Here is a 25,827-nt window from a genome sequence, read left to right as displayed (position 1 = left end):
CGTAGGATTAATATCCTGCTGCCTGCCCTGCAGATTTTCGAGGGTCGTTCACCCCGTGAAAGGTCGATTCTTGATCAATCAAAATTGATTCGGCAGCTCCCCAGTTTGGGATAGGAACAACCCGATAGCCTTTTTCCCATAGCGATTGCACAACGGCTGGCTCAAGGGCAAAGGGTTCTGTCACCACCACATTGGGAAGTCCTTGATAGTGAATGCGGGGTGAGGCAACGGACTGTTCTACCGTCATGCCAGAGTCCACTACATTGCTCACAACCTGTAGGATCGTCGTGGAAATTGTAGGACCCCCTGGGCTACCTGTCACAATCTGGGGCTTCCCGTCTTTCATCACCAGGGTAGGAGCCATTGAACTGAGCGGACGTTTGCCAGGAGCGATCGCGTTTGCGTTTCCTTGAACAAGCCCAAACTGATTGGCAGACCCTGGTTGCGTGGCAAAGTCATCCATCTCATTATTGAGGAAAAATCCGGTCTTGCCCGCAATCACCTCCGCCCCAAACAGAGAATTAATCGTGTAAGTGACTGAAACGACATTTCCAAACCGATCAACCACTGAATAATGTGTGGTGTGTTCCCCCTCAGAGTCAGCGTACAGTTGCTTGGGAGACGTTGCTTTATCGGGTTGAATTTGTTGCCGAACTTGAGCGGCATATTTGGGAGAAAGTAGCCTGTCAACCGGGTTCTGAACAAACTCTGGATCTCCAAGATATTTGTTGCGGTCAGTGTAAGCAAATAGCATGGTTGAAAGAAACCAATGCACGCGACCAGTAGATCGAAAATCCTTTGGCTTCAGTGAGTAGCCATTCAGAGTCGTTAGCATCTGGCAGACCGTCACTCCGCCCCCAGGCAATGGAGTGGTTAGAACGGTGTAGCCCCGATACTGGCATTGCAAGGGTTTTGATTCAGAAACAGCGTAAGAGCGAAAATCTTGCAGCGTCAGAATTCCCCCATGAGCGTTGCTTTCTCGCACCACTTCTGCCGCAATAGAGCCGCTGTAAAATGCCTGCGGTCCCTGTTGGGATATTTGCTTCAACGTCTGTGCCAAGTCGGTTTGTACTAGGCGATCGCCCACTTCAAAAGGCTTGCCATTTTTCAAGAAGATCGCTGCAACATTGGGTTGCCCTGAGAACTTGCGAGTATTCTTTTTCAGAATGTCAACATCGCCTGCTTGTAAAACGAATCCATTCTCAGCAAGTTTAATCGCAGGAGCCATCACCTGCTGCCGGGTCATGGTTCCATAGGTTGTTAGCGCCTGATCCAATCCTGCAACCGACCCCGGCACCCCGATTGCCAGATAGCCTTTTCTAGAGAGATCGGACTGCACCTGACCTTTCTCGTTCACATACATCTGGGAATGCGATCGCAAAGGCGCTTTCTCGCGGAAGTTAATCACCGTCTCTTTGCCATTCGCTTGACGGATCAGCATGAAGCCGCCACCGCCCAGGTTGCCGCAGCAGGGGTAGGTTACCGCCAGGGCATAGCCGATCGCGACAGCGGCATCTACCGCGTTTCCGCCTGATTTCAGGATGTCTAGCCCAACAGCCGAGGCTTCTTGTTGCTCGGTCACCACCATTCCCCGCTTACCGGTGACCTCCCGCGTGGAGTATTTCTGATCCTGGCAGGCTGGCGACTGCTGACAGAAAAGCCAGCTTCCGACTTGATAGACATGGGTTAGGGGACGATAGACACTTCGACCCATCAGCATATCGGCACCAATGCCCAGAGTCAGTAATAAGACGGCTCCTCCACACAGTCGAAGGCACCGTTTCCATGAACGTTTCCGTTGCTTTGGCGGGTGATTTTCGGGTTCTCTCTGTCGAAGGTTAGACATGAGTTGTCGCTTGTTGCTCGTACTGTTAGAAGAATGTTCAATCTCTGTGATTTCCTACCGCTATGCAGACGAAACCCACGGCGTTCGGATTATTCTTAATCAAAGGATTGGGGAGACTCCTCATTTATTTGGGTTTCAGTGCCCCCGCGATCGCCCAAATTGTTCCGGACGCAACGCTTCCTGTGAATTCTACCGTCACACCGAACTGTAGTAACTGCACCATCGACGGAGGATCTGTTCGTGGGGGGAATTTATTTCACAGCTTCAGCCAATTCTCAGTCCCAACGGGCGGCTCCGCTTACTTTAATAACGCCGTCAACCTCCAGTCAATTATTAGCCGTGTGACTGGCACCGATGCATCCACGATTGATGGGCTGATGCGGGCGAATGGTATGGCGAATCTAATTTTCATCAATCCCAATGGCATCACCCTGGGACCGAATGCAAGGCTCAATATTGGCGGGTCGTTTTTAGCCAGCACTGCCCAAAGCGTTCGATTTGCCGATGGAGTCGAGTTTAGCGCCACCAACCCCCAGGCAGCACCATTACTCACCAGCAGCATTCCAGTTGGGCTAGGATTCCTCAATCCAGGACCGATTAAGGTGCAAGGGCAGGGACATTCCTTAATCGGTCCAACTTTTCTGACCCCTCCAATTGGATTGGGAACCAATCCCGGACTCACCGTCAGACCCGGCCGGACATTAGCAATCATTGGAGGTGCTGTGACACTGGATGGTGGGGTGTTGAATGTTCCCAGTGGACACGTCGAAATTGCGGGTGTGGGAAATGGAACGGTTCGCCTTGTGCCCAGCTTGACCGGGTGGCGGTTCAACTATGGACAGACGCACAGCTTTAACGACCTGTTGATCACCAATCGCTCCCTCGCAGATACCACGGGACTCGGCGGCAACTCACTCAACTTACAAGGGCGTAACATCCTGCTCGATCGCGGTTCAGTGCTGATTGGTCTCAATGGCGGCACCATCCCCTCTGAAGCCTTTACACTCAACGCCACAGAATCAATCACCGTTAGTGGCACTGATCCAATTGCTCGGATTCCAGGCGGCATTATCAATGCGACGGCTGGTAGGGCACCGGGCGGCACGATTGAAATCTCCAGTCCAAATTTGAAGTTGGAAGCAGGTGGATTGATTGTTACAGAGACATTTGGGGCAAACCCAGCAGGCAATATTCGGATTCAGGTTCCTGGGACATTTCAAGTGGATGGAACTTCACCTCGCGATCGCCGTGTGCAAAGTACCCTGGTTTCGTTAAGCCTGGGAGAAGGCAGAGCCGGAGACGTTCAGATCGACACGGGAACTCTCCGAATCACTAATGGGGGCTTTTTGGAGTCTGCTACTTATGGCAGGGGTGAGGGTGGCGATGTTTGGGTGAATGCAACTTCAGGCGTTGAGCTAAATGGGGTAGCAAGACCGTTTCTCCAGCCCAGTCTCTTGGGATCATCGACGCTCGGAACGGGCAATGCAGGATCTGTCACGATTAAAACGCCGACATTAACGGTGCTCAATGGCGGTCGCCTTGACTCATCGACTCAAAGCAGTGGTTCGGCAGGCAGTGTATTTATTACCGCAGATCGATCTGTCACTGTGTCTGGAGCAGTGCCAGAATCTCGCAATCCCAGTTTGATTAGTTCTGCGGCTGCGATCGTTGACCCTTCGCTCCAGCAACTTTTTGGGTTGCCACGAATTCCGACAGGTGCAGCTGGCAACGTCACCATCAATACGCCTCAACTCACGGTTAGGAATAAAGGGCAAGTGAGTGTCCGCAATGAGGGGGTTGGGGATGCGGGAAGCCTAATCATCAACGCTGATAAGGTTCAAGTTCTTTCCAATGGAGCAATCACCGCTCAAACCAACCGTGGGCAGGGTGGCGATATCCAAATTAATTCCAGGACGTTAGTTCTTCGAGAGGGAGGAAGCATTGTTGCAGCCGTCAGTGGCGCAGGCGATGGTGGCAACATCACTATTGACAGCAGCTTGATTGCGCTTCTGCAAGGAAGCCGAATCAGTGCGAATGCGAATCAGGGTACAGGCGGGCGAATTTTTATCAACGCACAGGGAGTATTTCTGTCTCCTGACAGCTTGATTACCGCTACGTCTACATTAGGACCGCAGTTCAGCGGGATTGTTCAGATCAACACCCCGGACATTGATTTCTCGCGGAGTGGCGTTCAAGCGGTTCCGGCTCCAGCAGTTCCCGAAGTGGCAGTGACGTGTGGTGGTGGTAGTAGCACAAACGCCAACAGTTTTACCATCAGTGGAACAGGAGGAATTCCAACCAACCCTGACGAGTTTTTAGGGAGTCAATGGGGATGGAAAGACCCAGAGCAAACGCAATCCCAGAGCAGTACAGCACCTTTGAGTAAAGGGCAAGCGATCATTGAGGCTCAAGGATGGGAAAGAACCTCCGCCAACACGGTTCGGTTTGCTGTCGTTCCTAGCTCAGTAGGTTCTTACCGTTCTGATGCCTTAACTGGATGCGTGAATCGGTGATCATAACTCTTGAGCGCCTCTCAAAACTCATCCCTTTAGTCAAGTTTCGAGGGATTGAAGCAGGTTAAAAAAGCTGATAGATCTAGCTTTGAGCTTGAAATTTTGCATTCTCAAGAACCTGTAAAAGCTCCTGAGCTTTGATGGAGGATAGTCGTGACTTCACGGGAACATCTTTTTTTTCTGCATGGTTAAGTTTTTTACCACATATAAACCTCTTACGTTTTCCACTGCCTAATGTCTGCGACTTCTAGACTTGCCCAAAGGCTGCCGCTTGGCAGTTGGAATAAGAGCTTTGCCAGATTGTTCACTCCCCAACTCTCCAAACTTGGGACTCCAAAACCCGTTCGACGTTTGGAAGTAGCCAGCCCCTTCATGCTTTTTCTGTTGCCGCGCTTTAGCATCCGAACAACGTAGCATCACCTTTTGCTGCCCGTCTTTCTGGTAGCCGTATTCCTCCAATGGTTTCTTGCAGACTGGACAGACGTGCTCGGTTAATTTCGCGGGAGAACCTTCTGATTGCTTCGACTTTGCCTGTGGCGCTTCCCAGGTTGAAGTGCGATCGCTCCAAAACATCACCGATTCACACCCCTGGCACTTGAGGAAGAAACCCTTTCTGACCTTTTTTGAAGGAAGTTGGATCATCAGCTTTTGACACTGAGGACATTCAGTATCCGAAACGTCAGGAGTCTTCCCGACTGGAGCTTCACTGGCATAGTTGGGAATCACTTTCCGTGCCTGCTCCAGCGCGGGAGCAAAATAATCTCGGTTCCAACGGGTCAACCACTGCTCCCAACTCAGTTCGCCACTCGCAATCTGATCGAGTGAAGCCTCCATCTCTGCCGTGAACCCAACATCAACCAATTTTGGTAAGGCTTGCACCAGGAAGAGATCGACCTGCTCACCCACCGCTGTAGGCTGGAGTTTGCTTTTGATAATGCTGACATACTCGCGCTGTTTGAGCGTCTGAATGGTTGGCGCATAGGTGGAGGGACGACCAATACCCTTGCGTTCCATCAGAGCAACGAGCTGGGCTTCGCTGTAGCGTGGGGGCGGTTGAGTTTGCTTTTTTTCATGAGCCGCCCGCTCCAGGTTCAATGCTTGCCCCTGCTGCACGATCGGTAACTCGGCATCTTGACCCAGCGATCGCCAATACTTGGCAAACCCCTCGAACTCAACCACCTGACCTCTCGCCTGCCACTGCACATCCCCGGATTGAGTGATGATGCGCGTCTGCCGGATTCGTGCAGGCTGACAAAGCGATGCAACGGTGCGCTTCCAAATCATCACATAGAGAGAAAAAGCATCCGCATCCAGTTCCGCTTTGAGGGACTCGGATGAACGGTGAACATCCGTTGGTCGGATGGCTTCGTGAGCTTCCTGTGCGTTTTTGCCACTCTTATGCTGAGTCACTTTCTGCGGCAAGTTCGTTGGGTCATGACTGGACAACCAATTCCGCACAGATTGAACAAACTCCGGACTCAAGTAGGTGCTGTCGGAGCGGTGATAGGTGATGATACCTTTTTCATACAGTCCTTGAGCAATCTGCATCGTCTGCTCTGGCGAAAATCGCAACTTAGACCCTGCTACCTGCTGAAGTGTGGAAGTCGTAAAGGGAGCAGGCGGCGTGCGATTCACAGTTTTCCCCTCAATGCTGACCACTCCATGGGGGTACTGCTGTGCGAACTGAATGAGTCGATCAGCTTCTGCCTGACTTAACACTCGGTCGGATTCGGGAACTTTTTTGTCCGCTGGATCGGCGGCATCATCAGCCAGATCTTCTGTCGATGTGCTGTTACTCCCACCTCGATGGTAAAAGGCTCGAAAGCCTTCCTTGTAATCTACATAGCAACTCCAGTAGTCCTGAGGCTTGAAGTTGCGAATCTGCAACTCTCGTTCGACCACGAGATGAAGGGTCGCAGACTGAACCCGACCGATCGATTTCGCTCCATTGTTGAGCTTCCAAACGAGAGGGCTACCGCGATAACCCACCAGCTTATCTAAGACAGAACGGCAAATCCCAGCATGAACCAGATTCAAATCAATCGGGCGAGGATGGGCGATCGCGGCTCTGACGGCAGCAGGCGTGATTTCTCGATAGGTAATTCGTTGAACGGTTTTCAATCCTAATGCCTGAGCAATATGCCAGCCAATAGTTTCTCCTTCCCGGTCTTCATCGGTTGCCAGAATAACACTCTGAGCGTGCTTTGCCGCTTCTCGCAATTGGGCGATCGCTTGTTTGCCTCGTGACCCACGCGCTTCCCAACGGCATTGCACCTGGTTGCCCACCAGGTCAAACCCTAACTGCTCATCGCCATCATTCGCCAGTTCCCGAATGTGACCACCACTTGCCTGAATCAGATAATCATCTCCTAAAATATGTCGCAATTTTGATAGCTTACCGGGAGCTTCGATGATAATCAGAGGTTTGCCTTTCGAGTTTTTAGAGTGACTTGTTGCGGAACTAGAACGGTTGTGAGTGGAGGTCGCCATTATTAAAACACTTCCATGCAGTTGTCAGTATTTTAGTGCAAGTGTTCTGATTGAGGTGAGCAGGGGCATAGCAGCCAGGACTGCGGAGTTGAAATCACCTCAAGACTCAAGAAAAGTCGAAGCACGAAAACGCAGACCCATCAGTTGGTCGTAAAGAGGATTCAGTTTGCATAGCGGCGGAATGCTGGCGATCGTTCGACCAAACAGTTTAATTTCGCGGGCAAATGGACAGATTGCAGGGATCAACCAACAAATCAAAGTGGCTGTAAGCCTATCCTGGATTTTCCAGCGATCAAGCCAGTTCTGTAATGGTTTCAACATGGTTCTCTCACGCGGCTGATGCTTTTGTGGCTTTACGCTTGCGGTTTGGTGCTACTTCTGGTGTTTGTGTTTCAACGTCTGGCACTGCCTCAGTTTCTTCTGAACCTGTTTCGCGTTTACCCCCTAAGAGTTCCAAGCGATCGACTCGGATCACAGGCTTGGTTCGTGGAAGCTGGGTTGCTTTGTCTGTCCAACGGTCAATCTTGAGTGCCCCGGTAACCCCAATCAAACTTCCCTTGCGAACGTAGTTCATCGCAACTTCGGCGCGTTTATTCCATAATTCCAATGAGTACCAGTCGGGTTCTTCTACTTTGGGGCGATTAATTGCCAGCGAAAGATTGGCGACAACGTTGCCGGACTCCTGGTCTTTGCGGTCTGGATCGCTCCCGACATACCCAACCAACATCACGCTATTGAGCGACTGCTCTGGGGATGCACTTTGAACCCGTAATGCCCGGATGCTCAACCGTGGAATAGTGCGATTTTCGGCAACCGGAACTAGCTCAATTTGGGTCAGCCCTTCGACCAAGACTCGACTGCCAACTGAAAATTGGTTGTAAACCTCTGTTCCTAACTCATTCCAAGCCGTCACAGCTACTGTTTCTCGGACAACTGCATCTCTGCGCTCAAACTGAAATTCCAGGTCAAATTCACAGATGGGTGTTTGATCTTGGGGTGTATGCCGGAGTTCAGCACGGATCAAAGTTCCAGTCAAAAAGATATTGTTCATAGAAATGTCCTCTTTTTATGGTCGAAAGGAGAAACGGGCGATTGGTTTGGATAACTTGTTCAGGCAGCTTTAGGAGTAATTTCGGGATACTCCATCGCTCCAACCTGCGACAAAATCCAGCTAGCAGGCTGAGACATCACAGGTGCAGCAGGAAGAGCTTGAGTGGCTTCTTCCTCCAAAACGGTTCCAGAAAAGTTAGTCCACTGGTCGCATTGCCAGTTTTCAATCTGTGCACCCAGAAAATCCGCTTGAGTGAAGTTGGTGCCTTCAGTCTTTGCCCCATAGAGAAGGGCACACCTGAAATCGGCATGAGAGAGATCGGCTCTTTGCAGCCCCACGCCCATCATTTGGGTCACTTCAAAATTGGTGCGCTGAGCGATCGCCTGTGTCATCACCGTAGACTGCAAGATTGCCCATTTCGCAAAAGCATGGGACAAATTGGCATTGATCAGACGCGCATGGCTGAGGTTAGCGGATTTGAGTTGAGCCGAAATCAGATTGGCTTCATTGAGCGTGGTGTAGGTCAGATCGGCAAATGACAGGTCTGCTCCCTGGAGTGAAGCTCTACGGCAATCTGCGAAGGCAAGCTTGGCACTGGTCAACTTTGCCCCTTGCAATCGGGCAGCGCTGAGGTTGGCATAGCTTAAGTCAGCGCTGGACAGGTTGGTACGATCTAAGTTCGCGGCGGACAAATCAACACAGGATAGGTTAAACCCCGGCAAAGAGCGACCGGAGAGATCCATTTTAGACAGGTTCAACTTTTGATTTGGGTATGCCTCACGCCATTGATTCCAACCGTTGAGGTCACCTGATAGGAGAAATTCCAACCCGTCTGCTAAAGCAAAGGGGGGAAGTTGTTCCTTTGCTTCGAGGGACTCATCAACGCTGATTTCAGGCACTTGAACGGAATCAGAAATATCCTCCTGCCGCTCATGCCAATCGAGTTCGGAACTGCGATCGCTCTTCCTTTTAGTCAAAGTCACCCCGATAGCGACAACACCCACAGCACCTCCACCCATAAACAGCAGAAGCGGCAGGTTAGCCCTGTGACTTTGCGGCTTTTCTTCTGATAAAGCGGGTGTTGGTTGGGGAGACGGAACCGGGACAGGTGTGACGAGAGGAGTTGATGCGTCTTGTGAAGTCGCTTTGGGTGGAGCGGGCGATGGCGATCGCTGCTGAAGTTGCAACTTCAGTTTTTCAATCGGAGGCAAGTCAGTAGACGTGGAGGGAGTGGGTAAAGAATCGCCTGCATGGACGACTCCTGCGAACCAGAGGAACGGAGCAAGGGCGCACGGCAAAGCCGATACCGCAAGGGTCGCACAAGCGGTTGATAGGAGTTGTTGCCAGCGGAAACGTTGCACTGAATGACCTCTGATTTACACTCAATGATTTCAGACTAAATCTGCGATCTTGCACCGGTATGGCACGGGTCAGGAAATGTCTGACATTCAGTTGCTGGTTGTGGATAGCAGTGAGAGTTGAGCGGATGGGTAATAGGTTTGCAGAATGGAAGCGTAATGGTAGCCTGCTTCCGCCAAATTCTGTGCTCCTGTTTGACTCATGCCCACTCCCCCATGAGCCTCACGGCTAACCTCCTCCGTGGAGGCATACTGCGCCATCAAAATTCGCCCGTTTTGGGTCAGCACCTGAGCGCGAGTAGAGTCTACAGCAGCGATTGTCGAATCAGTTTCAGCCTCAACACCCCGGTAGACTTGATGGTATTCATCATTGCCAAGATCGAAGTATGGACTGGCAGGTTGCTCTAAAAATGAAAGAGCATAGGAACGGGCAGCGATTGCTTGTGAGGACAGCGCTTCAATGTTCCATGAAGGTGGCATCTCAGACCCAACTGCGCCGTAAAGATATTCTTCCAGGTCAACCCAGTTAATTGCCAGCAGGCTTTCCCCGTCATACACAAGCTGCATAACTCCCCGATACCAATGCCCATCCACGAATGTCAAACCGTCTGAACCTGGATTAATCAACGCGCCATTGGGAATGGTTTGAGAGCCAACCTGCAAGCCATTGGAGCCGATCTCTGCCAAGTACGGGTGATTGGAGTTTAGACTGGCAACAACCTTGCCATCAGCATCAAGGATATCTGCTGGAGTAGAGGTGGCAATTTGCAATTGGTTTGAGTGAGAGGCAACCCGCACTCGAATAAAAGTGGACGTTGGGGGCACTACCTGTCGTTGAACTGGTGCTGTGGTTGGAGCATCACCCGATAGATCTGTCGATGACTTCGCCCTACTTTTGGACATTTTGCTCTCAGGTTTAGAAGACTTGGAGCGTTGTTTTGCTGCTGGCTGTTGTTTGAAAGTGAGGTTGAATTTCGTGGTTGAGGGGCTGGTTGCTGTAGAGAGACCTGGTGCAATCAAACTGGGAGAAAGAGTTGTCGGGATTGGGGGTTGAGCTTGAGCCGTAGTTTTTTGTACCGTTGCTCCAATCAATGGTGCCAGTGGAATGACTCCCGTGACCCCTACCATCCCCACACCAGCCCAACGTCTAAGCGGTAGCGTCATCATTGCTCAAACCACTCCTGTGAGCGTGTCGGAGGAAGGTAGTGAATAGGGCGGCGATTTCTCTTCTGCCGAATGAGGGCAAACACATGGAGGGCGATCGCTAAAACACCAGTCGTTATCATCACGCCATTCATGAATTCAGTCATGCCAGGTCTCCTAATAGTTCGTCGTCATCGACATAAATTGCTTCCAGTCCAACAGACACTCTGTCTGCTTTTAAAGCTGAGCTAGAGTGTTGAATTGACTCAGGGGCAGATTTGAGTGGTGAAACGTGCTGAGTCGTGGACGAGCCAGATTGCAGAAGCTGCATCAGGGCATCAAGCACCGTTGAGTTAGCGTTGGCGGTTGGTAGTGACTCAGTAAAAGGCGACACTACGCCAAAGTCCTCACAAATCGCCCGAATTTGCTGGCTCAATACCGTGATCGAATACCGGGCAGCCTCCTTTTGCTGATCGGTTTCAGCACCACTCGCCCTGAGCGCATAGGCTTGCCAAAACCCTGCCATCGCTTCCAGTGCTCGACGTTTGCCTTCTCGAATCGAAATGAGAGAGGCAAGTTTGCCATTGAAGTAATCAATGAGAAGAGCAACGGTCGTACCGTCTTCTGCCTTGTAGGAAAACTCCCGGCGAGATCGCCCCGTCTGTTTCTTAGCAACTTTTGAAAGTGCCATCGGCTTCTCTAACGCCCCCGATTCACTTTGCCTGCCAGTGCCTGAGCTAACCCATACACATCCGCAAAACGGAGTGGACGCGCCAGGTCTCCTTGAGCATTACGGGTTTGCTCTGCCAGGGTCAACAATCGCCCACCCACGATATCAGCAAAGTACAAATTCTCAGCCAATCCCAACTCGGTGAAGTAGTCCCGCAACTCAGAGCGCATCACATGCGCCACTCCCCCTCCAATCAACACATCGGTCTGGCGATCGCTATTAATCAGCAGATCCATCACGTTATCGCGGCAGAAGGTTTCCACTCGACTCGTCAAACCTTCTCTGACTGCTTGTGCTGCCGTTGAAAAATCTTTCAAGCCACCTGCCACTTTAGAAAGCTGTTGCGGCTTGCCGCTGGTAACCGCTGCCATGAGTGAGGGATAATCGGCTTCCCGGATACCAGAGGAGGTTGCATCCGCCTTGAAACAATTCCAAAACCCTAAGTTGTCACTGGTTTGGGACTGGTTCGCGTTGAGTCTACCACCCTCAAAGACGAGAACAGATAAGTTGCGGTGCCCCATCATCAAGACAACGACTCGTCGGGTGTAGGGATCAGCGATCGCTTGTTCTCGCTCTTTTTTGTGCAGCAGGTATAGCCCTGTGCCTTCTGGGTAAAAGGAGGGAGTCACAGTAAATTGCTGCTGCCGTCCGCAGAAGACTACGCCTTCTCCGATCTCCCTCAACCGGGTCTCAATCTCCGCTTTGAAGCGATACTCGTTGAGTGGAACTGCCAGGGAAATGACCGCGTTGTACGCCTGAATCCCCAGGTGAATCGCCGCTAAGCCCAGCGCTGCGACAATTTGATAGGCGGCAACCTGAACTTTGTCCGCCGAAAAGCTACTGCCATAATCGGCAGCGGAGTTACCCACCAGAATCGTGCTGTCGCCCAGTTGCAACCAGACAGATTCAGCCAGGTCTCCAGCCGCATCAAATTTGTGGATAACGGAGGGGCTGACTCCTTCAGCTACGTCAGACCCCAACCAAAGTGGTTGGAGTTCTTCAGCAGTATTCCAATAGAGAAACTTACAGGCAGACTTGCCCAAGTCCCCAGCAAGGTAAATCGTGGCAGGCTTCTCTGGTGTGGATGTTGAAATGGGCACGGCTGTAACACTTACCATTGCTTGTTGTTACCTCTTTTGGTCGTTGAATGGTCGGTAGATGGTCAGTCGATGGCTCAGAACTGCTTTTTTGGGTCGGTAGATGGTCGGTAAATGGTCGGTACTATTTCTGAAAGTGAATCCAGATAACCTTTTTGAGCTTTACTATTTTCAGACTAAACCGATGATCTAACTGGCGTATGGCACTGGTCTGCGATTTTGCGCGAAGTTGGCAGATTTGTGCCATCTCCCAGTCAGATGACAGCGGTACGGTAGGGAATGGAAATTCCAGCATTCACCTCATCTGACCTCCCACACCCAACGGCTTGATGGAAATTCCATTCCCTTTCCATTTCCAAGTGCCATTTCCAGGCTTTTCCATCTCCATGAGCACCAGAACTTCCAAAGATTTCCATATCACCCTGCCAATTGTGGAAGGGCAGGAGATTGAACAAATCGCCCGCGATCGCGGCGCAAAACCGATTCATGTCATCCGCAACTGGATTCGACTGGGCAAAGCCGCCCAGGAAGCTGGATGCCAATTACTTCCAGATGGGAGTTTTGGTGAAAAGTCAGCGGTTTCCAATGCCTCTCCATCCACTTCCGCGAACTTCCAACCCGCCACGCCGCTCATGGAGAAACTGATGGAAAGGGTGGAGTCGATGCAAGAACAGGTGGACGACCAGCGATCGCACTTGAATCCGTTGACTCACCTATCCCTGCTTCAGAAAACCCAGGAAGCCTGTTTTGTCCTGCTGGAATGTGTAGCGACAGATACTGCCAGCGATACCCTCAAGCTGAAGCGAAAAGAGTTGATTGAATCACTGAAGCTGCGGCTACAGCAAATTGAAGCAGAGACTTTAGCACCAAGGTAGCGATCGATGGTTGTTTCACTCACCAATGTCTCTCCATCCCACGCCAGCCACTATTACGCATCCCAAAATGTTTCTAGCCAAATGCAGGTATCTCACTGGAGTGGAAAGTTGTTGCAGCCGTTGGGTGTGGGAGGATCGGTCAACCACTTTGAGTTGGAAAACCTGCTAAATGGCAGATCGGCAACGGGAGAGGTCCTGATTGACAAGCTTCGATTGCATCAACAGCAACTCAATGCTAGAGATGCCAATAAAACTCCCCCGACTGAACGCGCTGGCATTGATGTAACTACCAGTGCGCCTAAATCGGTCAGTATTCAGGCGTTGGTATTTGGAGACCACCGATTAGAGGACGCTCAACAGCAGGCAAATGCCAGGATGTTGCAAGTCATGGAAGACCGTTACGCCATCGTTTGCTTGCGGGAGGGAGGCAAACGGCGCAAAGTGCGAACCGGAAAGTTAGCGATCGCCAGTTTTCACCACGACACCAGCCGTTCACTCGATCCACAGATTCACACTCACAACGTCATTCTGAATCTCCAGCGCCGACCTGATAACGGCAGGTGGCAGAGCCTGGATAATGCTGAAATTTATCACGCCAAGATGCTACTGGGTCAGATTTACCGGAATGAGTTGGCATTGCAGGTTCAAGCCTTGGGCTACCGAATTCATGTCACAGATCAGCGTCACGGACTTTGGGATTTGGAAGGGTTTTCTGACCGTCAACTTAAGGCGTTTAGCACCCGGTCCCAGCAAATTGAAGCGGCGGTTGGAGTGGATGCCAGCAGCAAAACAAAGGAGTGGGCAGCAACCCGTGTGACTCGTAGCCGCAAACATGATATCCCTCGATTTGACCTGTTAAAGCACTGGCACGAGCAAGCGATCGCTGCTCAAATGCTGCAAATAGCTCCGATTCATCCACTCATGACTCAGACCTCACAGGAACTCGTACAAACCCTGGTCGCTCAGAGCCTGACCGTTTTGGCTGAACAAGGCATCGATTATCGCAGTGAAGAAATTGAGCGTTTGGTTCTGCAACAACCAGGACAGGTGAGCTTTGTTGATCTACAACAGGCGATCAACCACCACCCAACTCCTCTCATTGGAGATAATGACTATGATTTTTCAAGAAATGAAAGACAAGATTACAGAAGCGAAGGAGGCAAACTCACTCTCCCCGCCGACATTGCAATCACCACCAGCAAGCACGGTTCTGGAAGTCCCTCAGCCGAAGACAGCAGCACAGACAACTCAGATGCCGCAGAAGTCAGCGATCACGGGTCCGTTACTGGAGTCGCCCCCGGAACAGATCAATGGGCAGCAGGTAGTCTCAGGACACCCGACACCGAAAACCCAACTCCAGAGCGATCGGGCAACAGCAGCAAGGCCCCCAACAGTTCCGACACACAATCAGGCAGTCAACTATCGTCAGAACCTTGGACGGTCTCATCCTCAAGCGAAACAAATCCCCCCGAATTTGTGGGAAGGGTGGACAGCTCCAGCACCTGCCACAGCCGAGCAGATGGAGCAACTGATTACCCTGCTCCAACCCTTGCCCAAGAGTTTGATCACACTCAAACAATTGCTGGAGACAACATCCAGGCGAACCGATCTTCAGATGCCCTTAGTCAACTTGCAGGAGACTTTGGAAGACTTGAAGAAGTCTTTACCACAACAACCTCAACAGAAAGTGGAGGATTCGACTGGACAGCGCCTGAACTTGATTACCGAACAACTGAAGCAGACGAATCAAAGCGTCCTCGAACTGAAGGCACAACTGAAAACACTTCCCACATCTCCGATGAACTCGAAGTCAGTCCATCCCGACCCATCTTCAACACCCGACCAAAACAGGAACCAGAGCCGTCCGTGGCTGGAGATTCCGATTGGGAAGAAGAAATGGAACTTCGCCAAACCTCTTGAGATAGTCCTCATCATCTTCTGTACGGCATCCCTTACCGCATCACTCATTCAATACCATCCCAGGGGAATGAGCCATATTAACAACCGGATCAATGATGTTCTCATCAAATTGGGAGGAAGGAAGTAACCATGCCTGAAATATCAGACTCGCAATACTGGCAAGAACAGGAGCAAAGAGCCAATGAGATTCGCCCAATTTTGGAACGCACGTTTGCCCTAGCCCAGCAGTACGGATGGGTTGAGCCAATCAGTGATGAGTGCTGGCAATACCAGGGGGACAAGCACACCCTGGTTTACGATCCAGAGTCCGATGCCCTCTGGATTGAGGCAAATGATAGCAATTGGTGCGTTAACTTCCATGAGCAGGCATTTGTTCCTGAACCCGACACTCAAATTACGGAAGAGCAACTTCAAGACTTTCAAGCGCTGCGGGACTACCTTGAGCAACAGGATGTGGTTGGAGATGTTGATTTACGAGCCGTTCAGCAGCAAGCACAACAGCAATGGAACCAGGATCACATTGTCACTGAAGACGATCGCGGCTCAATTGCCAATGCCGTTGAACAACTGTTTGAGTACTACGCCAGCCAGGGCGAAGTTGCCTACAAATTGTCGCCTGAGAGTACCGAGCACCTATACCGTTTAGCTGTTGAGGACAAGATTTACGTTGTCAGTCGGGATGATGCAGCGGGCAGCTATCACCTTCAACAGGAAGGGGCAAACCTTGATTTATCAACGGGACAGAGCGTTACTCAAGCAGACATAAAAACTTGGGCGGAGATTGACACATGGGTAGCAGAGTGCCAACGGTTGGAGGATGAAGCCGCACAGGCATCAAAGAACGGTTGGGAGGAAACCTACTGGAGTCAACAGGAAAACCGGGCAAATGTCTTGCTTGCGATCGCTGAACAGGTGTTTTCTTATCAGGAATCACAGGGAGGGGTGAGACTGGATGAATCGCAGCAGAATCATGTCACCAATGGTTTGGGAGATTATCAAGTCGGCTATAACTCAACCACTGATACCCTTTGGATGCAGCGAGGCGATACTGTGATGGTGTCCGCCATCAATCATCATCAGCACTATGATTTGAATGCAGGTCGATGGCAACTGGAGGGACTCAATGAGTTGGGCGCAATCAACCTGGATGATATTGCCTACTTCCAATCCTTGCAGGCGTGGCTCCAGGCGAAGGAGTCACTGACTGAACGCGAGCCAGGAATTATTGGGCAAACACGCATGGATCTGGCTATTGTCCAAACACAAGTGCCTATAGTTAGTTCAAGGTTAGAGAACAACAATCCTCTACTGACGGAAATACCTCCGGAGGTGGAAACTAGCGGCGTAGAAGTTGTGAATGAGCAACAAACTGCCCTCTTTGAGATTGAGGACAACCTCCCGATTGACTACGAGGAGAGAGAGTAACCCCACGACAGCCTAACCAGATAAAAGCAGACCCATGCCATACGACAGTCAGATTGCTTCTCTAATGTTGTGAATAGATGGATTACTCGCTGCCTTAGAGCACTCCTGTTATGAGCCAACCTCAACCGCTTGACGGCTTTTTGAATACGGTGTTTGGAGACCCAACTCTTACAGAAGATTTATCAGACGAAGACAAAACTGCAATGCGAACGGCATTTGGCGATTTATTCAAAGGAATAGAACAACAGGTAGCGACGGCAATGACTGAATCTGCAAATAAAAGCGTTGCTGTTGAGTTGAACGAATACAGTGACACAGACTTGATTAACCACTTAACACAACAGGTGGATGCCACTGTTTATGCGGTCGGGATTTTGTCAAATCGACCAATCGGCAGAAAGCACCTGGACTTGATGCGTCGGCTTGAGCTGCAATTGACTGCTATTACCCTAAGTGTGAGCGATTTACAACCGCAACCACAGCAACGAACTCCCTGCATGGAGGTAGAACAATCGCAGGTACAACCAGAGAACTGGCGGTATCTCAAGCAAATCCTGCTTAAGGAATTCGATTTCCTCAACCACTGGCTACGGTGACAGTGATGACCAGACCTCTTTTCTATTTCTGTGTTGCACTCCTCCTGCTGCCATTTGGAGTCAAGCTTGGAGTTCCGACTTGGGTTCCTTTAGCAGAGCATCTGGAGAGGCAATTCTCTCAGTCTTCCACCCCTCGTGATACCGTTGAGAGAGTTCGTGGTGAGGTCTGGACGTTGCGCGCCTCAGATCAATCCCAACAGCAAGTAACATTGGCAGGCATCATGCCGATTGACTCCAAGTGGCAAGCACAGGCAAATGGAGTCATCGCAATTCTATTGCAGTCCTCCCACCAGCAAGTTGATCTAACCATCACACAAGCCATTGGAAAAGGAGAGGTTGCTAGAGCGATCGCTCAGCTACCAAACGGGACATCAATTCAACAAGTGTTAGTGGCAGATGGACTGACGAAGCTGGACAAGACACAACTCAGCCAGTTACCAGATGAGGTTAGAAACGCTTTGCAACAAGCACAAACCTCAGCCCAACAACAACGTAAAAACATTTGGGGATAAAGGATGTCCCTCACTTCCGTGCAAAACCTTCTCGGTTGGCTCTTAACAGGTTTTCTCCTAATTACAGGAGCGTCTGTAATTGGCGCTGATAATTTTCTTGCGATTGCCTGTGGATTGACGGCTGTAGGCATTGCGCCACCGCTACCGCTCCCCCTTTGGCTCAAAGGATTGATCGCCGCGATCGGATTAATTGCAATTTCACTGTAAAACAACAGCTATGACAACACAAACTGCATCTCAACAAAGACAAAATCCAAAGAACGAATGGATTGAGTCTGCCAAGACAGCAGGACTTGGATTACTAATGGCACTGGGAGTTCATACCTTTGTTGCTGAAGTTCGTTATATTCCATCCGGGTCTATGACACCCACACTCCATGAGGGCGATCGCGTCATTGTGGAGAAACTGTCTTACCACATTCGTTCTCCTCAACGGGGTGAAGTCGTAGTGTTCCAGGCTCCACCAGAATTGAAGGCTCAAAACCTGGATGGAGACTATATCAAGCGCATTATCGGATTGCCCGGTGATGTAGTGCAGGTTCAAGGTGGACAGGTTTTTGTCAATGGGCAGGAACTTTCAGAGACCTATCTCCACGCGCTGCCGAATTACGCCTACGGTCCGGTCACAATTCCCCAAGATCAGTACTTCGTACTGGGAGATAACCGGAATCAGAGTTATGACAGCCATCTTTGGGGCTTTGTCCCGCGTGATGCCATTGTGGGACATGCTTCATTACGCTTGCATCTGTCTCGATTTGGACTCCTTTAACTCACTCAATACGGGAGAACCAAAATGACTTTCCCTCTTTGGCATTATCTTAAGCAACCTCTGTTTGACCCACAACAGCCTTGGATCATTCTACCTCAACGATTCAGACGGTATTACCTAATTGAACAGCAGTTAATTCGACGATTTCAGCACATCAACCATTTGGAGTGGTGCTGGAGCCTCCAGTTGAAAAACTTTAATTCTGATTAATTCCTCGCGCCCCTGACAGGAGGATGCCTTGATTTCCGCCCAACCTGCTCCATCACCAGCTATTTACGAGTCTGGGAAGACTGCTGATGTAGCAGTCCTTAAGGAACCTGCACCCAAAAGTTCGCCGATGATCGGTGCTCCAAAAGAAGCCGATCCGACAGCAGAAGGATTAGCAACACCATCAACGGTTGAGCCTGCGATCGAACAACACATTAAACCTACAAAAACATCGGTACAGGCAGATCAACCCGTTCAAGTACCTGAAACGGTTTTTACTCAAGTCATACAACCGGACAAACAGCAGACAGATGAGCAAGAACTAGAAGCAAAGCCAGAAACTCTGGAGGAGACGGAGAGCATTCCCCAGCAGTCGGACTTAAATCCAGGGCTAGGCTTAACTAAGCCGAAAGCTAAGTCAGAACGGCAGAAGGCTTTAGAGCAACAACTGGTAGATGTAGCGGATCAAGAGAATGAGGACAAAGCTGAACAGATCAAGCAGTATTTAGTTATGGCAGCTCTGCACTACGCTGAATCTGGAAAGTTTGAACTGGCTCGCAAAATGGCGCAAAACCCGCTACTCCCTGCGGACATTCAAGCAGAACTGTTTCAACAGATTAATGAAATTGAGGCTGAGACCATTCAAGCACCGCTTAATCCAGTGGAAGCATCTCAATCAACGCTATCTCCAGAAGATCAGCCAACAGCCAACAAAACTGCCAACTTCAGCATCACTAATAAAGCCTCCATCCCGTTACAACCGAGTTCCCATCAACTGCCAGCGCCACGGAGAGGCGATAGGAGAGCACTAACGATTAGTCCATCGGCACCGACTAGAACGCTCTCTAATCAGGAGTTTTTTTCTGCTCCAATAGTTAAGCAGTCACCATCCCACCCGTCGTCAGTGCGGAGCAACTTGAGACTAATTTTTCCATTGGCAGTTGCGGCTTCAACTACATCCTCATTCGGTTGGCGAGTCCATCCAATTAGTGGTGAGAGCCGATTTCATGCAGGAATTGACTTTGGAGCACCAATGGGTGCAACGGTCATTGCGGCTCACTCTGGACAAGTAGTGGCTGCCCAGTGGCAGGGAGGCTACGGATTAGCGATCGCGCTCCGGCACAAGGACGGCACGGAAGAAACGCTGTATGCTCACTTATCAGAAATTTTTGTTCAACCAGGTCAGTGGGTCGAACAGGGTCAGCCTATCGGGGCAGTTGGCAGCACAGGCAATTCAACCGGACCTCACCTTCACTTTGAGATCCGGCAAAACACTGGCAAAGGCTGGATTGCAGTTGATCCAGCAACACAATTGAATCAAGCCATTCCTGTAGCTCACGTTTCCAGAAATCGTTTTACTCCTTTTAACATTCAGCAACTGAACCATCGACGAAGAAATCTAACGTTTGCAAAAGCATTAACGATAGGTACGCCTCGCCACACTCCCATATTGCCAACGGACGATCGCAGTAAAAAGGATCAAAAAACCAGCTTGGACTATACAACACTGATTGAGCTGTACGCTCATCTCTCCTCCAACTCAAGCCAGGGAAATTCTTCAAATTCTCTAATTGCGGATAAGCCCAAGTTCAAATGGTCGCTCTATCCGTTTCTGGCAATGCTGATACCTACAGCAACCGATAGACCTCCAGATAAGGTTTCAGTTCCTTTCACAACCTTTCTGATGAATATAATCCGGGTAATTGGACTTGACTTAGATCCAGCAAAGTGAGTAGCTAAGAACCAAAATCATTTTCTCATCTGGGAATGGCTTGATCCAGAATAGATTCAAGACGCTCAAAATCAACACCAGAGACCGCTTCAATATTTGTCGAGCTAATGGCAAGAAAGAATGGAGTGCCAGTGATTTGCAACTGTGCTGCAAGTTGCAAATCCTGAGCAATCGCTTGTGATGCTGCAATGCCTTGGCGATCTCGATTAAACTTGCTCAGATCTAAATTTAATTTTTTAGCGATTTTCAGGTAAACCGCCTCATCCAATGGTTTCTCTGTTTCATACAAGGCATCGTGGTACTGCCAAAACTTGCCTTGTCGTCCAGCCGCCCATGCGGCTTTTGCCGCTGGTATTGATTGTGGGTGAATATCGGCGAGTGGCAGGTTCTTGTACGCAAATGCCATTGTCGGGAAGCGATCGCGCAGTTGCTTTAGACCCAGATGCGCCTGAATGCAGAATGGACACTCAAAATCGGCAAATTCAATCAAAGTGACAACGGCATGTTGACGATCGCCCAAAACAGGTGAATTTTCAAGAATTTGCGGAAGCTGCTGCCGGACTTGCTCAAACACTTGCGCCTGTGCCTGCGCCTGCTGTTCTCGCTGCTGATGCTGATAGGCAGACAGAGATTTGAGAATTGCTTCTGGGTGCTTATCAATGACCTCTAAAATGCTTTTCTCTAAATTGGCATTCACTGTAGCCAAAACAGGCATGATGTTAAACAGCCAGATGCTACAACACAGCAAAATCACCAGGATGCGCTGCCACCACTTCATTTTCCACCTGCCTCGATTGCAGAGTTTGCCATTTTAATGAGCGACGCGCGATCGCCCAGTTTGACTCCAACTGAGTAGCGGTAACTGTATTCGTCCCAAGACACCTGGGCATCAGTGCAAACGTGACGGCAAATCCAGGGCAGAAACCAACCTTCAATGCCATTCGCCAGCTTGACTCGTGACAACGGTTCTTTAGATCGATGCTCCTGAAAACTGCTTTGACTCTGCTCAGACAGGGTTTGCTCAAAAGATTCTTCAATGGATTCAGAAGGTTTCATTCCACCTGAAATAGTTCCAAATCGGCAAGCATTGCCGCCGTTGCAATCAGGTGAGTAGCCCAGAATGGCTAAATACCCTCGTTCAGGTTGAGGCTGTGGAGCGGTTGCGCTAATAGACGGTGGCGAATATTGCTTCACCGCTGGGCGTTGTCCTTCCGCTGGAATATAGGTCGGTAAACGTAACGGAACACCACTTCGCTCTAGTGTGGGACGAACTGATTGAAATAGAGTAGCGGCATTGGGAAGATTGGGCGCGGTGCTTTTCGTATAGGCACGAAGCGCAAAAAAGCAGCCAACTCCAATTACCAGCAGGACGATCGCGAATCTTATTCTTCGTCGCATTTCAAGCCTCTCTTATTGCTTACGCCAATTTGCGTCGTATCGATCCATCAACTGCTCTGCTGTTTGTTTTGGAACGCCAGCTTCTACCAATCCCTGCACACCCAAAGAACCACCACCCGAAGTAACTACGTTCCAGCGATTTCTTTTTCTCTTCAATAGGGTATTGCCAGCCATTTCCCCTCGTATCCACCCAACCAGTGCATATCCATTGGCTTGGGCAACTTCAGCGATCGCTGCATTGGGTTTAATGCCTCGTGAGTTGAGATGCTTGAGAGCCATTTGTTGAATCGCTTTTGAATCAGCATTAATTGCAACAGCCTGGGGTTGACGTGCCATGACAGCCTGATCAGGATGAATCCAGGGTTCGATCAGGAGGCTGGCAGCGATCGCTACACCACAGAGAACCACTAAGGTAAGCTGACGCTGAATTCGATGTCGTTGCATAATGACCTCCTATTTGACGCGATAGATTTCTTCAGTTGGAGCTTCACCAAGATGAGAACTGTTGTTGTAGCTACCTGCAAAGTTGCGATCGGATTGCCAGGAAAACGTTGCTCGACTGGACGAATTGGATAGAACACGAGTGCAACCGTCGTTTTGACAAATTCCAATATGTTCATAGCCTCTTGCCAGGATGATATCTCCAGCTTTCGCTTGAGAAGGCGCAACACGAGTTCCCCGACCGGATTTCATGGCAGACGCAACCGAGGGCACATAGTTTGGGTTGGAACCAATCGGGGCAATGCCTGCATCTGCAAGCACCTTATTCACTGCCCAGGCACAGGCTTCCCGTCCTCCTTGGGGACCCATGCTCGTATTCATTCCTCGCAGTTTCTGAGCAGTTTGCATAATCCGATTATTCTTTGCTCCACCTCCAGTTGAGCCTCCAGTAGAACCATTTGGTGATGAACAAACAACAGCCCCAGAGATATCTTTTCCGGCAGCACTGGTTCTATTTGTCGATCGCAAGGCTCGCTCAAATCGTTGATACTTTTCGTTGACAACCCCACCAACTTTGTCGTAGTCTCCATTGACAACACCACGAGCACAGGCTAAATCAGTTTTAGAGCCACTGATACACTGTCCAATATTGCGATTGGTATACCAACCTTCTTTCATGCCACGGCACAACGCATCCGCAGCGATTTGAGGTTGGTGTAACCGCTTGTCACTTAACCCCTTGTAGCTAGGCAACCCTAGCTTCTGGAAAACTTTCCGTTTGTTCTCACACCACGTCACTTGAATCAATCCTTCACCCCAACCGCAGGAGTCATACATTGCACGACTATATTCATTGGTTGTGTTAAAGTGATCCGTCTCGTGTTCAGCCGTAGCGAGAATATAGGCAAGTTGATTTTTGTCTGTCACCCCAGCTTTCGCACATGCTTGCATGATATGGGGTATATATTTTGCCGCTTTCTGCATCTCGCCATTTGGTAGAGCAGATAGTGCAGCTCGACTCACGGCATCCAGCTTACTTGGATCAATCTGGCAGGTTTCTGAATTGTCACTACTTGAGCCTGAATCATATTGGTCAATCAGGTCTTGTACCTCTTGAGGAGTTTCAGGCGATTCAATGCCTGCGGGTGGAGTCATGGGAGTCAAGCCGACGAACACCATCCCCTTTTCTTTAGTTGGCAGGAAGGGAATGGGACCGATGAAGTAAGGCGTACAGCCCAGGTCGATCGCTCCACGGTGGCAGACGCGGAAATACAGACTAAATTGTCCAGTGCCAGAAGATTCATCCGTTTGGGTTAAAACGACTTTGAAGGCAGAACCAAACGGATGCCGACCAGTGGGTTCTTTACCACCATTGAGCTGACCGAGGATACCTTCTCCACCTCGCACCATTTGCTCTCCTGAACCTTTACCACCGCGAATCCATCGAGCATTATTCAATTCAGGAGAACCTGCTGATCCCAGACTAAGCGGCGATCTCAGTTCAATGTAGTCACACCCTTGAGATTGGGCACAGGGGTGTTTAAATCCAACCTTGTCGCTTCCCGTAATTGAGAATTTTGTGGGAGTCTGACGTGATTCTTTATGCGAGCGATCGCCCCCATAGGTCACGTCATGGATGGCAACAAAGCCGAGAAACTGTCCTGGACTCAGTGGGAATTGGGAAAACGCAACTTGAGAGAGTCCTGGCACTCCATTCACAAAGGCAGTCTGCCAGTCCTGAAAGTTGCCTAGCTGAACCTGATCCAGACCAGGAATTTGGGTGAAGCTGTACTGAGCGAGTGGCAATTTATCTAGAGACAGACTGCCCAACACCTCATGGTTGGCGATCGCGGAGATTGGCGCAGCAAGCATCTGTCCACCCCAGTCGTTTAAGTTCAAATTTTTCAGTGCAGCTTGGGTTAGGTTCCCATTCACAAGATCTGCGAGGGGTTTAACCTGCCCCAAACTCAGATTCCCTAAACCTGGGATTGTGCGCGTCAGACTGGCGATCGTCTGTCGTCCAGCCAGGTCGAAGTTGCTCAGACTGATGGCGTTTAGATCAAGCCCTGATAACTGAGCAATGTCATTTAAGCTGAACCCTTGAAAGCCAAAGGCATCCTGAACGTCACCGAGCATCATGACATCGCCCAGCAATGAGCCAGCTTGCCAACTGCGAGACGGATTGTACCCAAGCTGGTTAACAACGTCGGCTGGAATGTCGATAGAGCCACCGTCTTGAAGTGTCGGGAGGCTTGAGAAAGAGATGCCACCCCAATCTGGAACGGGAGCGCCGTTGTAGGTCGCAGTTGGGACGTATGTTTCAGCGGCTCTGGCGATTGAGGGATTACCAAAGATTCCAGTGAAGACCAGCAGAACGGCAAGGACGATCCAGAGGAGATGTCGAAAACAGGCTTTCATAGAGGGGCTTAAGAACCACACTCTACGAGCCTATGAACGCCATCTGACTGGCGTATGGCACTGGTTAGGGTCTGTCTGACAATACTGAGATTTGTTTGAAAGCCCTAAAGGAGAGTCACTTTTTAGAGAATTAGATACAATTGGTTCCCAGCAACCTCATTAACAATGAGTCACAGGAGCCAGCATGGAAGAATTTGCTCAAATGTGGGAGCGAACAGAAAGGGATCGCCATGCAGCGTTGTTACGACAGTTGAAGTGGGAATTTTCCAGCCAACGACAAGAACCTTCTAATCCAGCAGTCCTCTCTGAGATAGTAGATTATTCAAGAACTTCTGATGAGCGTAAACACCTATTGGTTTTGACCTCTCAATTAAAGCGTGGAGAAGGTCAACTACAGGGCAAGCAACGCAAGATTAACTATCGGAGTGCTGATAAATTCATCTTCAGAAACTCTGTCTATCGAGCAAAGGAAACCTTCAATGGCAGTTCAGACAAAACGCTGGTTTATCAATCAAGAAGGACCGAACCCTCAGTCACTTCAGATTGCCTTCTCCTGGTTACAAAGGCAAATGACCACCTCTCCCGCACATCAAGGTCTTCTTGCGGTTCCTGTGAAAAAAACATTGGAGAATATCAAGGGCGCACTTGGCGAAGAGACAGCAAAGCAACTGCAAAAAAACAACACAGTACAGCTTAAAAGTGGCAAACTTCACCTAATGACCGAGAGCATTCGCCGATCCTCATGGGCCGGTCCAGTTCTCGTGCTTTATCCACCGCAACGATTGCTTGATAGTGTGGATGAGTTACAAAGCGTGTCAGAAATTTTGGTTGTTCCTTGGTCCGTTCCTGAAGTGCAACCTTGGATTCAAATGTGGGATGTCTATGAATTAGGAGATACTTCTCCACACCCTCCAAAAACTTTCTTGAACCCAACAGTTCGAGCTGCACTTGAAAGCCTAACAACACGAATTAATCTTAGTACAGGTTTATCACACCCCTCAGACAAAGCTGCCGCGATTGATATGTTCCGACTACTTCACGTTGCTGGGGAAGTTTTCAACCCGGATGAGGTAAAGTCGTGGCTGGTGTCTGAATTGGGTTGGCGACCGCAGCAAGCTAATGAAGCTGCGGAGATTGCCCAGAAGGTACTTTCAGGTAGAACTCTGCGAGCAGCCAACCATCCAAGGTGGGCTGCTGATATTGTGTCTATGTGGCGAGAGAAGGGGGCACAATATCCCATTTGAGTAGTTTAAGAAGTTCTAGAAAAGTATTATCTGTACTGTGTTGAAGAGGGAGAGTGTCACGA

Annotated in this window: 24 protein-coding genes; 11 read left to right on the top strand and 13 right to left on the bottom strand. The window is 50.0% G+C overall.

The features are described from left to right. Positions 1-7 precede the first annotated feature (7 nt). Positions 8-1,846 (bottom strand): gamma-glutamyltransferase, encoded by a 1,839-nt coding sequence (gene ggt / locus JOY44_RS25780; RefSeq protein ID WP_171576425.1) that lies wholly within the window; start codon positions 1,844-1,846, stop codon positions 8-10. Between the two features lie 62 nt (positions 1,847-1,908). On the opposite strand from ggt, the gene JOY44_RS25775 reads away from it, so the two are divergent. Further along, the gene (locus JOY44_RS25775; protein ID WP_171576424.1) at positions 1,909-4,359 is read left to right on the top strand and encodes a filamentous hemagglutinin N-terminal domain-containing protein; all 2,451 of its coding nucleotides are present in this window, start codon (positions 1,909-1,911) and stop codon (positions 4,357-4,359) included. A 231-nt stretch (positions 4,360-4,590) separates the two neighbouring features. Here JOY44_RS25775 and topA read toward each other — a convergent pair whose 3' ends face one another. The 8 genes from topA to JOY44_RS25735 form a co-directional block, all read right to left on the bottom strand. Continuing rightward, positions 4,591-6,849 carry a type I DNA topoisomerase gene (gene topA, locus JOY44_RS25770; RefSeq protein ID WP_171576423.1) on the bottom strand — a complete coding sequence of 753 codons (2,259 nt, stop codon included), beginning with the start codon at positions 6,847-6,849 and terminating at the stop codon, positions 4,591-4,593. Positions 6,850-6,948: 99 nt separating this feature from the next. Continuing rightward, on the bottom strand, positions 6,949-7,170 hold the full coding sequence (locus tag JOY44_RS25765; protein WP_171576422.1) for a Mo-dependent nitrogenase C-terminal domain-containing protein: 222 nt from the start codon (positions 7,168-7,170) through the stop codon (positions 6,949-6,951). A 7-nt stretch (positions 7,171-7,177) separates the two neighbouring features. Continuing rightward, positions 7,178-7,900, bottom strand: a complete 723-nt coding sequence (gene ssb / locus JOY44_RS33085) for a single-stranded DNA-binding protein (protein WP_171576421.1) — start codon at positions 7,898-7,900, stop codon at positions 7,178-7,180. A gap of 59 nt (positions 7,901-7,959) precedes the next feature. Continuing rightward, positions 7,960-9,261, bottom strand: a complete 1,302-nt coding sequence (locus tag JOY44_RS25755) for a pentapeptide repeat-containing protein (protein ID WP_171576420.1) — start codon at positions 9,259-9,261, stop codon at positions 7,960-7,962. 87 nt (positions 9,262-9,348) lie between these two features. After that, a complete protein-coding gene (locus JOY44_RS25750) occupies positions 9,349-10,425 on the bottom strand; it encodes a SpoIID/LytB domain-containing protein (protein WP_171576419.1) in 1,077 nt (358 codons plus the stop codon). Further along, the gene (locus JOY44_RS25745) at positions 10,422-10,568 is read right to left on the bottom strand and encodes a hypothetical protein (protein WP_171576418.1); all 147 of its coding nucleotides are present in this window, start codon (positions 10,566-10,568) and stop codon (positions 10,422-10,424) included. Before JOY44_RS25745 ends, JOY44_RS25750 begins: the two co-directional genes overlap by 4 nt. After that, on the bottom strand, positions 10,565-11,092 hold the full coding sequence (locus tag JOY44_RS25740) for a hypothetical protein (protein WP_171576417.1): 528 nt from the start codon (positions 11,090-11,092) through the stop codon (positions 10,565-10,567). The genes JOY44_RS25745 and JOY44_RS25740 overlap by 4 nt, the downstream gene beginning before the upstream one ends. Positions 11,093-11,100: 8 nt before the next feature. Continuing rightward, positions 11,101-12,249: a ParM/StbA family protein gene (locus JOY44_RS25735; RefSeq protein WP_171576416.1), complete on the bottom strand. Its 1,149-nt coding sequence runs from the start codon at positions 12,247-12,249 to the stop codon at positions 11,101-11,103. Between the two features lie 365 nt (positions 12,250-12,614). Between JOY44_RS25735 and JOY44_RS25730 the strand changes: the two genes are divergently transcribed. The 9 genes from JOY44_RS25730 to JOY44_RS32535 all read left to right on the top strand — a co-directional run bounded on the left by JOY44_RS25730 (position 12,615) and on the right by JOY44_RS32535 (position 20,264). Next, a complete protein-coding gene (locus JOY44_RS25730; protein WP_171576415.1) occupies positions 12,615-13,103 on the top strand; it encodes a hypothetical protein in 489 nt (162 codons plus the stop codon). A 6-nt stretch (positions 13,104-13,109) separates the two neighbouring features. Continuing rightward, positions 13,110-15,023, top strand: a complete 1,914-nt coding sequence (mobF, locus tag JOY44_RS25725; RefSeq protein WP_171576414.1) for a MobF family relaxase — start codon at positions 13,110-13,112, stop codon at positions 15,021-15,023. 129 nt (positions 15,024-15,152) lie between these two features. Further along, on the top strand, positions 15,153-16,448 hold the full coding sequence (locus tag JOY44_RS25720; protein ID WP_171576413.1) for a hypothetical protein: 1,296 nt from the start codon (positions 15,153-15,155) through the stop codon (positions 16,446-16,448). Positions 16,449-16,558: 110 nt separating this feature from the next. Then, positions 16,559-17,044, top strand: a complete 486-nt coding sequence (locus JOY44_RS25715) for a hypothetical protein (protein WP_171576412.1) — start codon at positions 16,559-16,561, stop codon at positions 17,042-17,044. 5 nt (positions 17,045-17,049) lie between these two features. Continuing rightward, positions 17,050-17,556, top strand: coding sequence for a thermonuclease family protein (locus JOY44_RS25710; protein WP_171576411.1), 507 nt, complete (start codon positions 17,050-17,052; stop codon positions 17,554-17,556). Between the two features lie 3 nt (positions 17,557-17,559). Next, the gene (locus JOY44_RS25705; RefSeq protein WP_171576410.1) at positions 17,560-17,763 is read left to right on the top strand and encodes a hypothetical protein; all 204 of its coding nucleotides are present in this window, start codon (positions 17,560-17,562) and stop codon (positions 17,761-17,763) included. 10 nt (positions 17,764-17,773) lie between these two features. After that, positions 17,774-18,325 (top strand): signal peptidase I, encoded by a 552-nt coding sequence (gene lepB / locus JOY44_RS25700; RefSeq protein ID WP_171576409.1) that lies wholly within the window; start codon positions 17,774-17,776, stop codon positions 18,323-18,325. Between the two features lie 24 nt (positions 18,326-18,349). Further along, the gene (locus JOY44_RS25695; RefSeq protein ID WP_203032179.1) at positions 18,350-18,535 is read left to right on the top strand and encodes a hypothetical protein; all 186 of its coding nucleotides are present in this window, start codon (positions 18,350-18,352) and stop codon (positions 18,533-18,535) included. Between the two features lie 28 nt (positions 18,536-18,563). Continuing rightward, positions 18,564-20,264, top strand: a complete 1,701-nt coding sequence (locus JOY44_RS32535; protein WP_281063343.1) for a M23 family metallopeptidase — start codon at positions 18,564-18,566, stop codon at positions 20,262-20,264. A 25-nt stretch (positions 20,265-20,289) separates the two neighbouring features. Here the strand turns inward: JOY44_RS32535 and JOY44_RS25685 are convergent, their stop codons facing one another. Genes JOY44_RS25685 through JOY44_RS25670 form a run of 4 tightly spaced genes read right to left on the bottom strand, consistent with a single transcriptional unit; the run spans position 20,290 to position 24,521 of the window. Then, entirely contained in the window at positions 20,290-21,042 is a 753-nt protein-coding gene (locus JOY44_RS25685; RefSeq protein WP_171576408.1) for a DsbA family protein, read from the bottom strand. Next, the gene (locus tag JOY44_RS25680; protein WP_171576407.1) at positions 21,039-21,662 is read right to left on the bottom strand and encodes a hypothetical protein; all 624 of its coding nucleotides are present in this window, start codon (positions 21,660-21,662) and stop codon (positions 21,039-21,041) included. Before JOY44_RS25680 ends, JOY44_RS25685 begins: the two co-directional genes overlap by 4 nt. A 12-nt stretch (positions 21,663-21,674) precedes the next feature. Then, on the bottom strand, positions 21,675-22,106 hold the full coding sequence (locus tag JOY44_RS25675; RefSeq protein WP_171576406.1) for a hypothetical protein: 432 nt from the start codon (positions 22,104-22,106) through the stop codon (positions 21,675-21,677). Positions 22,107-22,115: 9 nt separating this feature from the next. Further along, the gene (locus JOY44_RS25670) at positions 22,116-24,521 is read right to left on the bottom strand and encodes a hypothetical protein (protein ID WP_171576405.1); all 2,406 of its coding nucleotides are present in this window, start codon (positions 24,519-24,521) and stop codon (positions 22,116-22,118) included. 377 nt (positions 24,522-24,898) lie between these two features. On the opposite strand from JOY44_RS25670, the gene JOY44_RS25665 reads away from it, so the two are divergent. Beyond that, a complete protein-coding gene (locus tag JOY44_RS25665) occupies positions 24,899-25,765 on the top strand; it encodes a hypothetical protein (protein ID WP_203032178.1) in 867 nt (288 codons plus the stop codon). Positions 25,766-25,827 lie beyond the last annotated feature (62 nt).

This window comes from Leptolyngbya sp. Cla-17 (assembly GCF_016807185.1).
In the GTDB taxonomy this organism is placed as follows: domain Bacteria; phylum Cyanobacteriota; class Cyanobacteriia; order Leptolyngbyales; family Leptolyngbyaceae; genus ULC077BIN1.
Note: the sequence above shows the minus strand (reverse complement) of the source record. Positions and strands in the feature narration are given on the sequence as shown.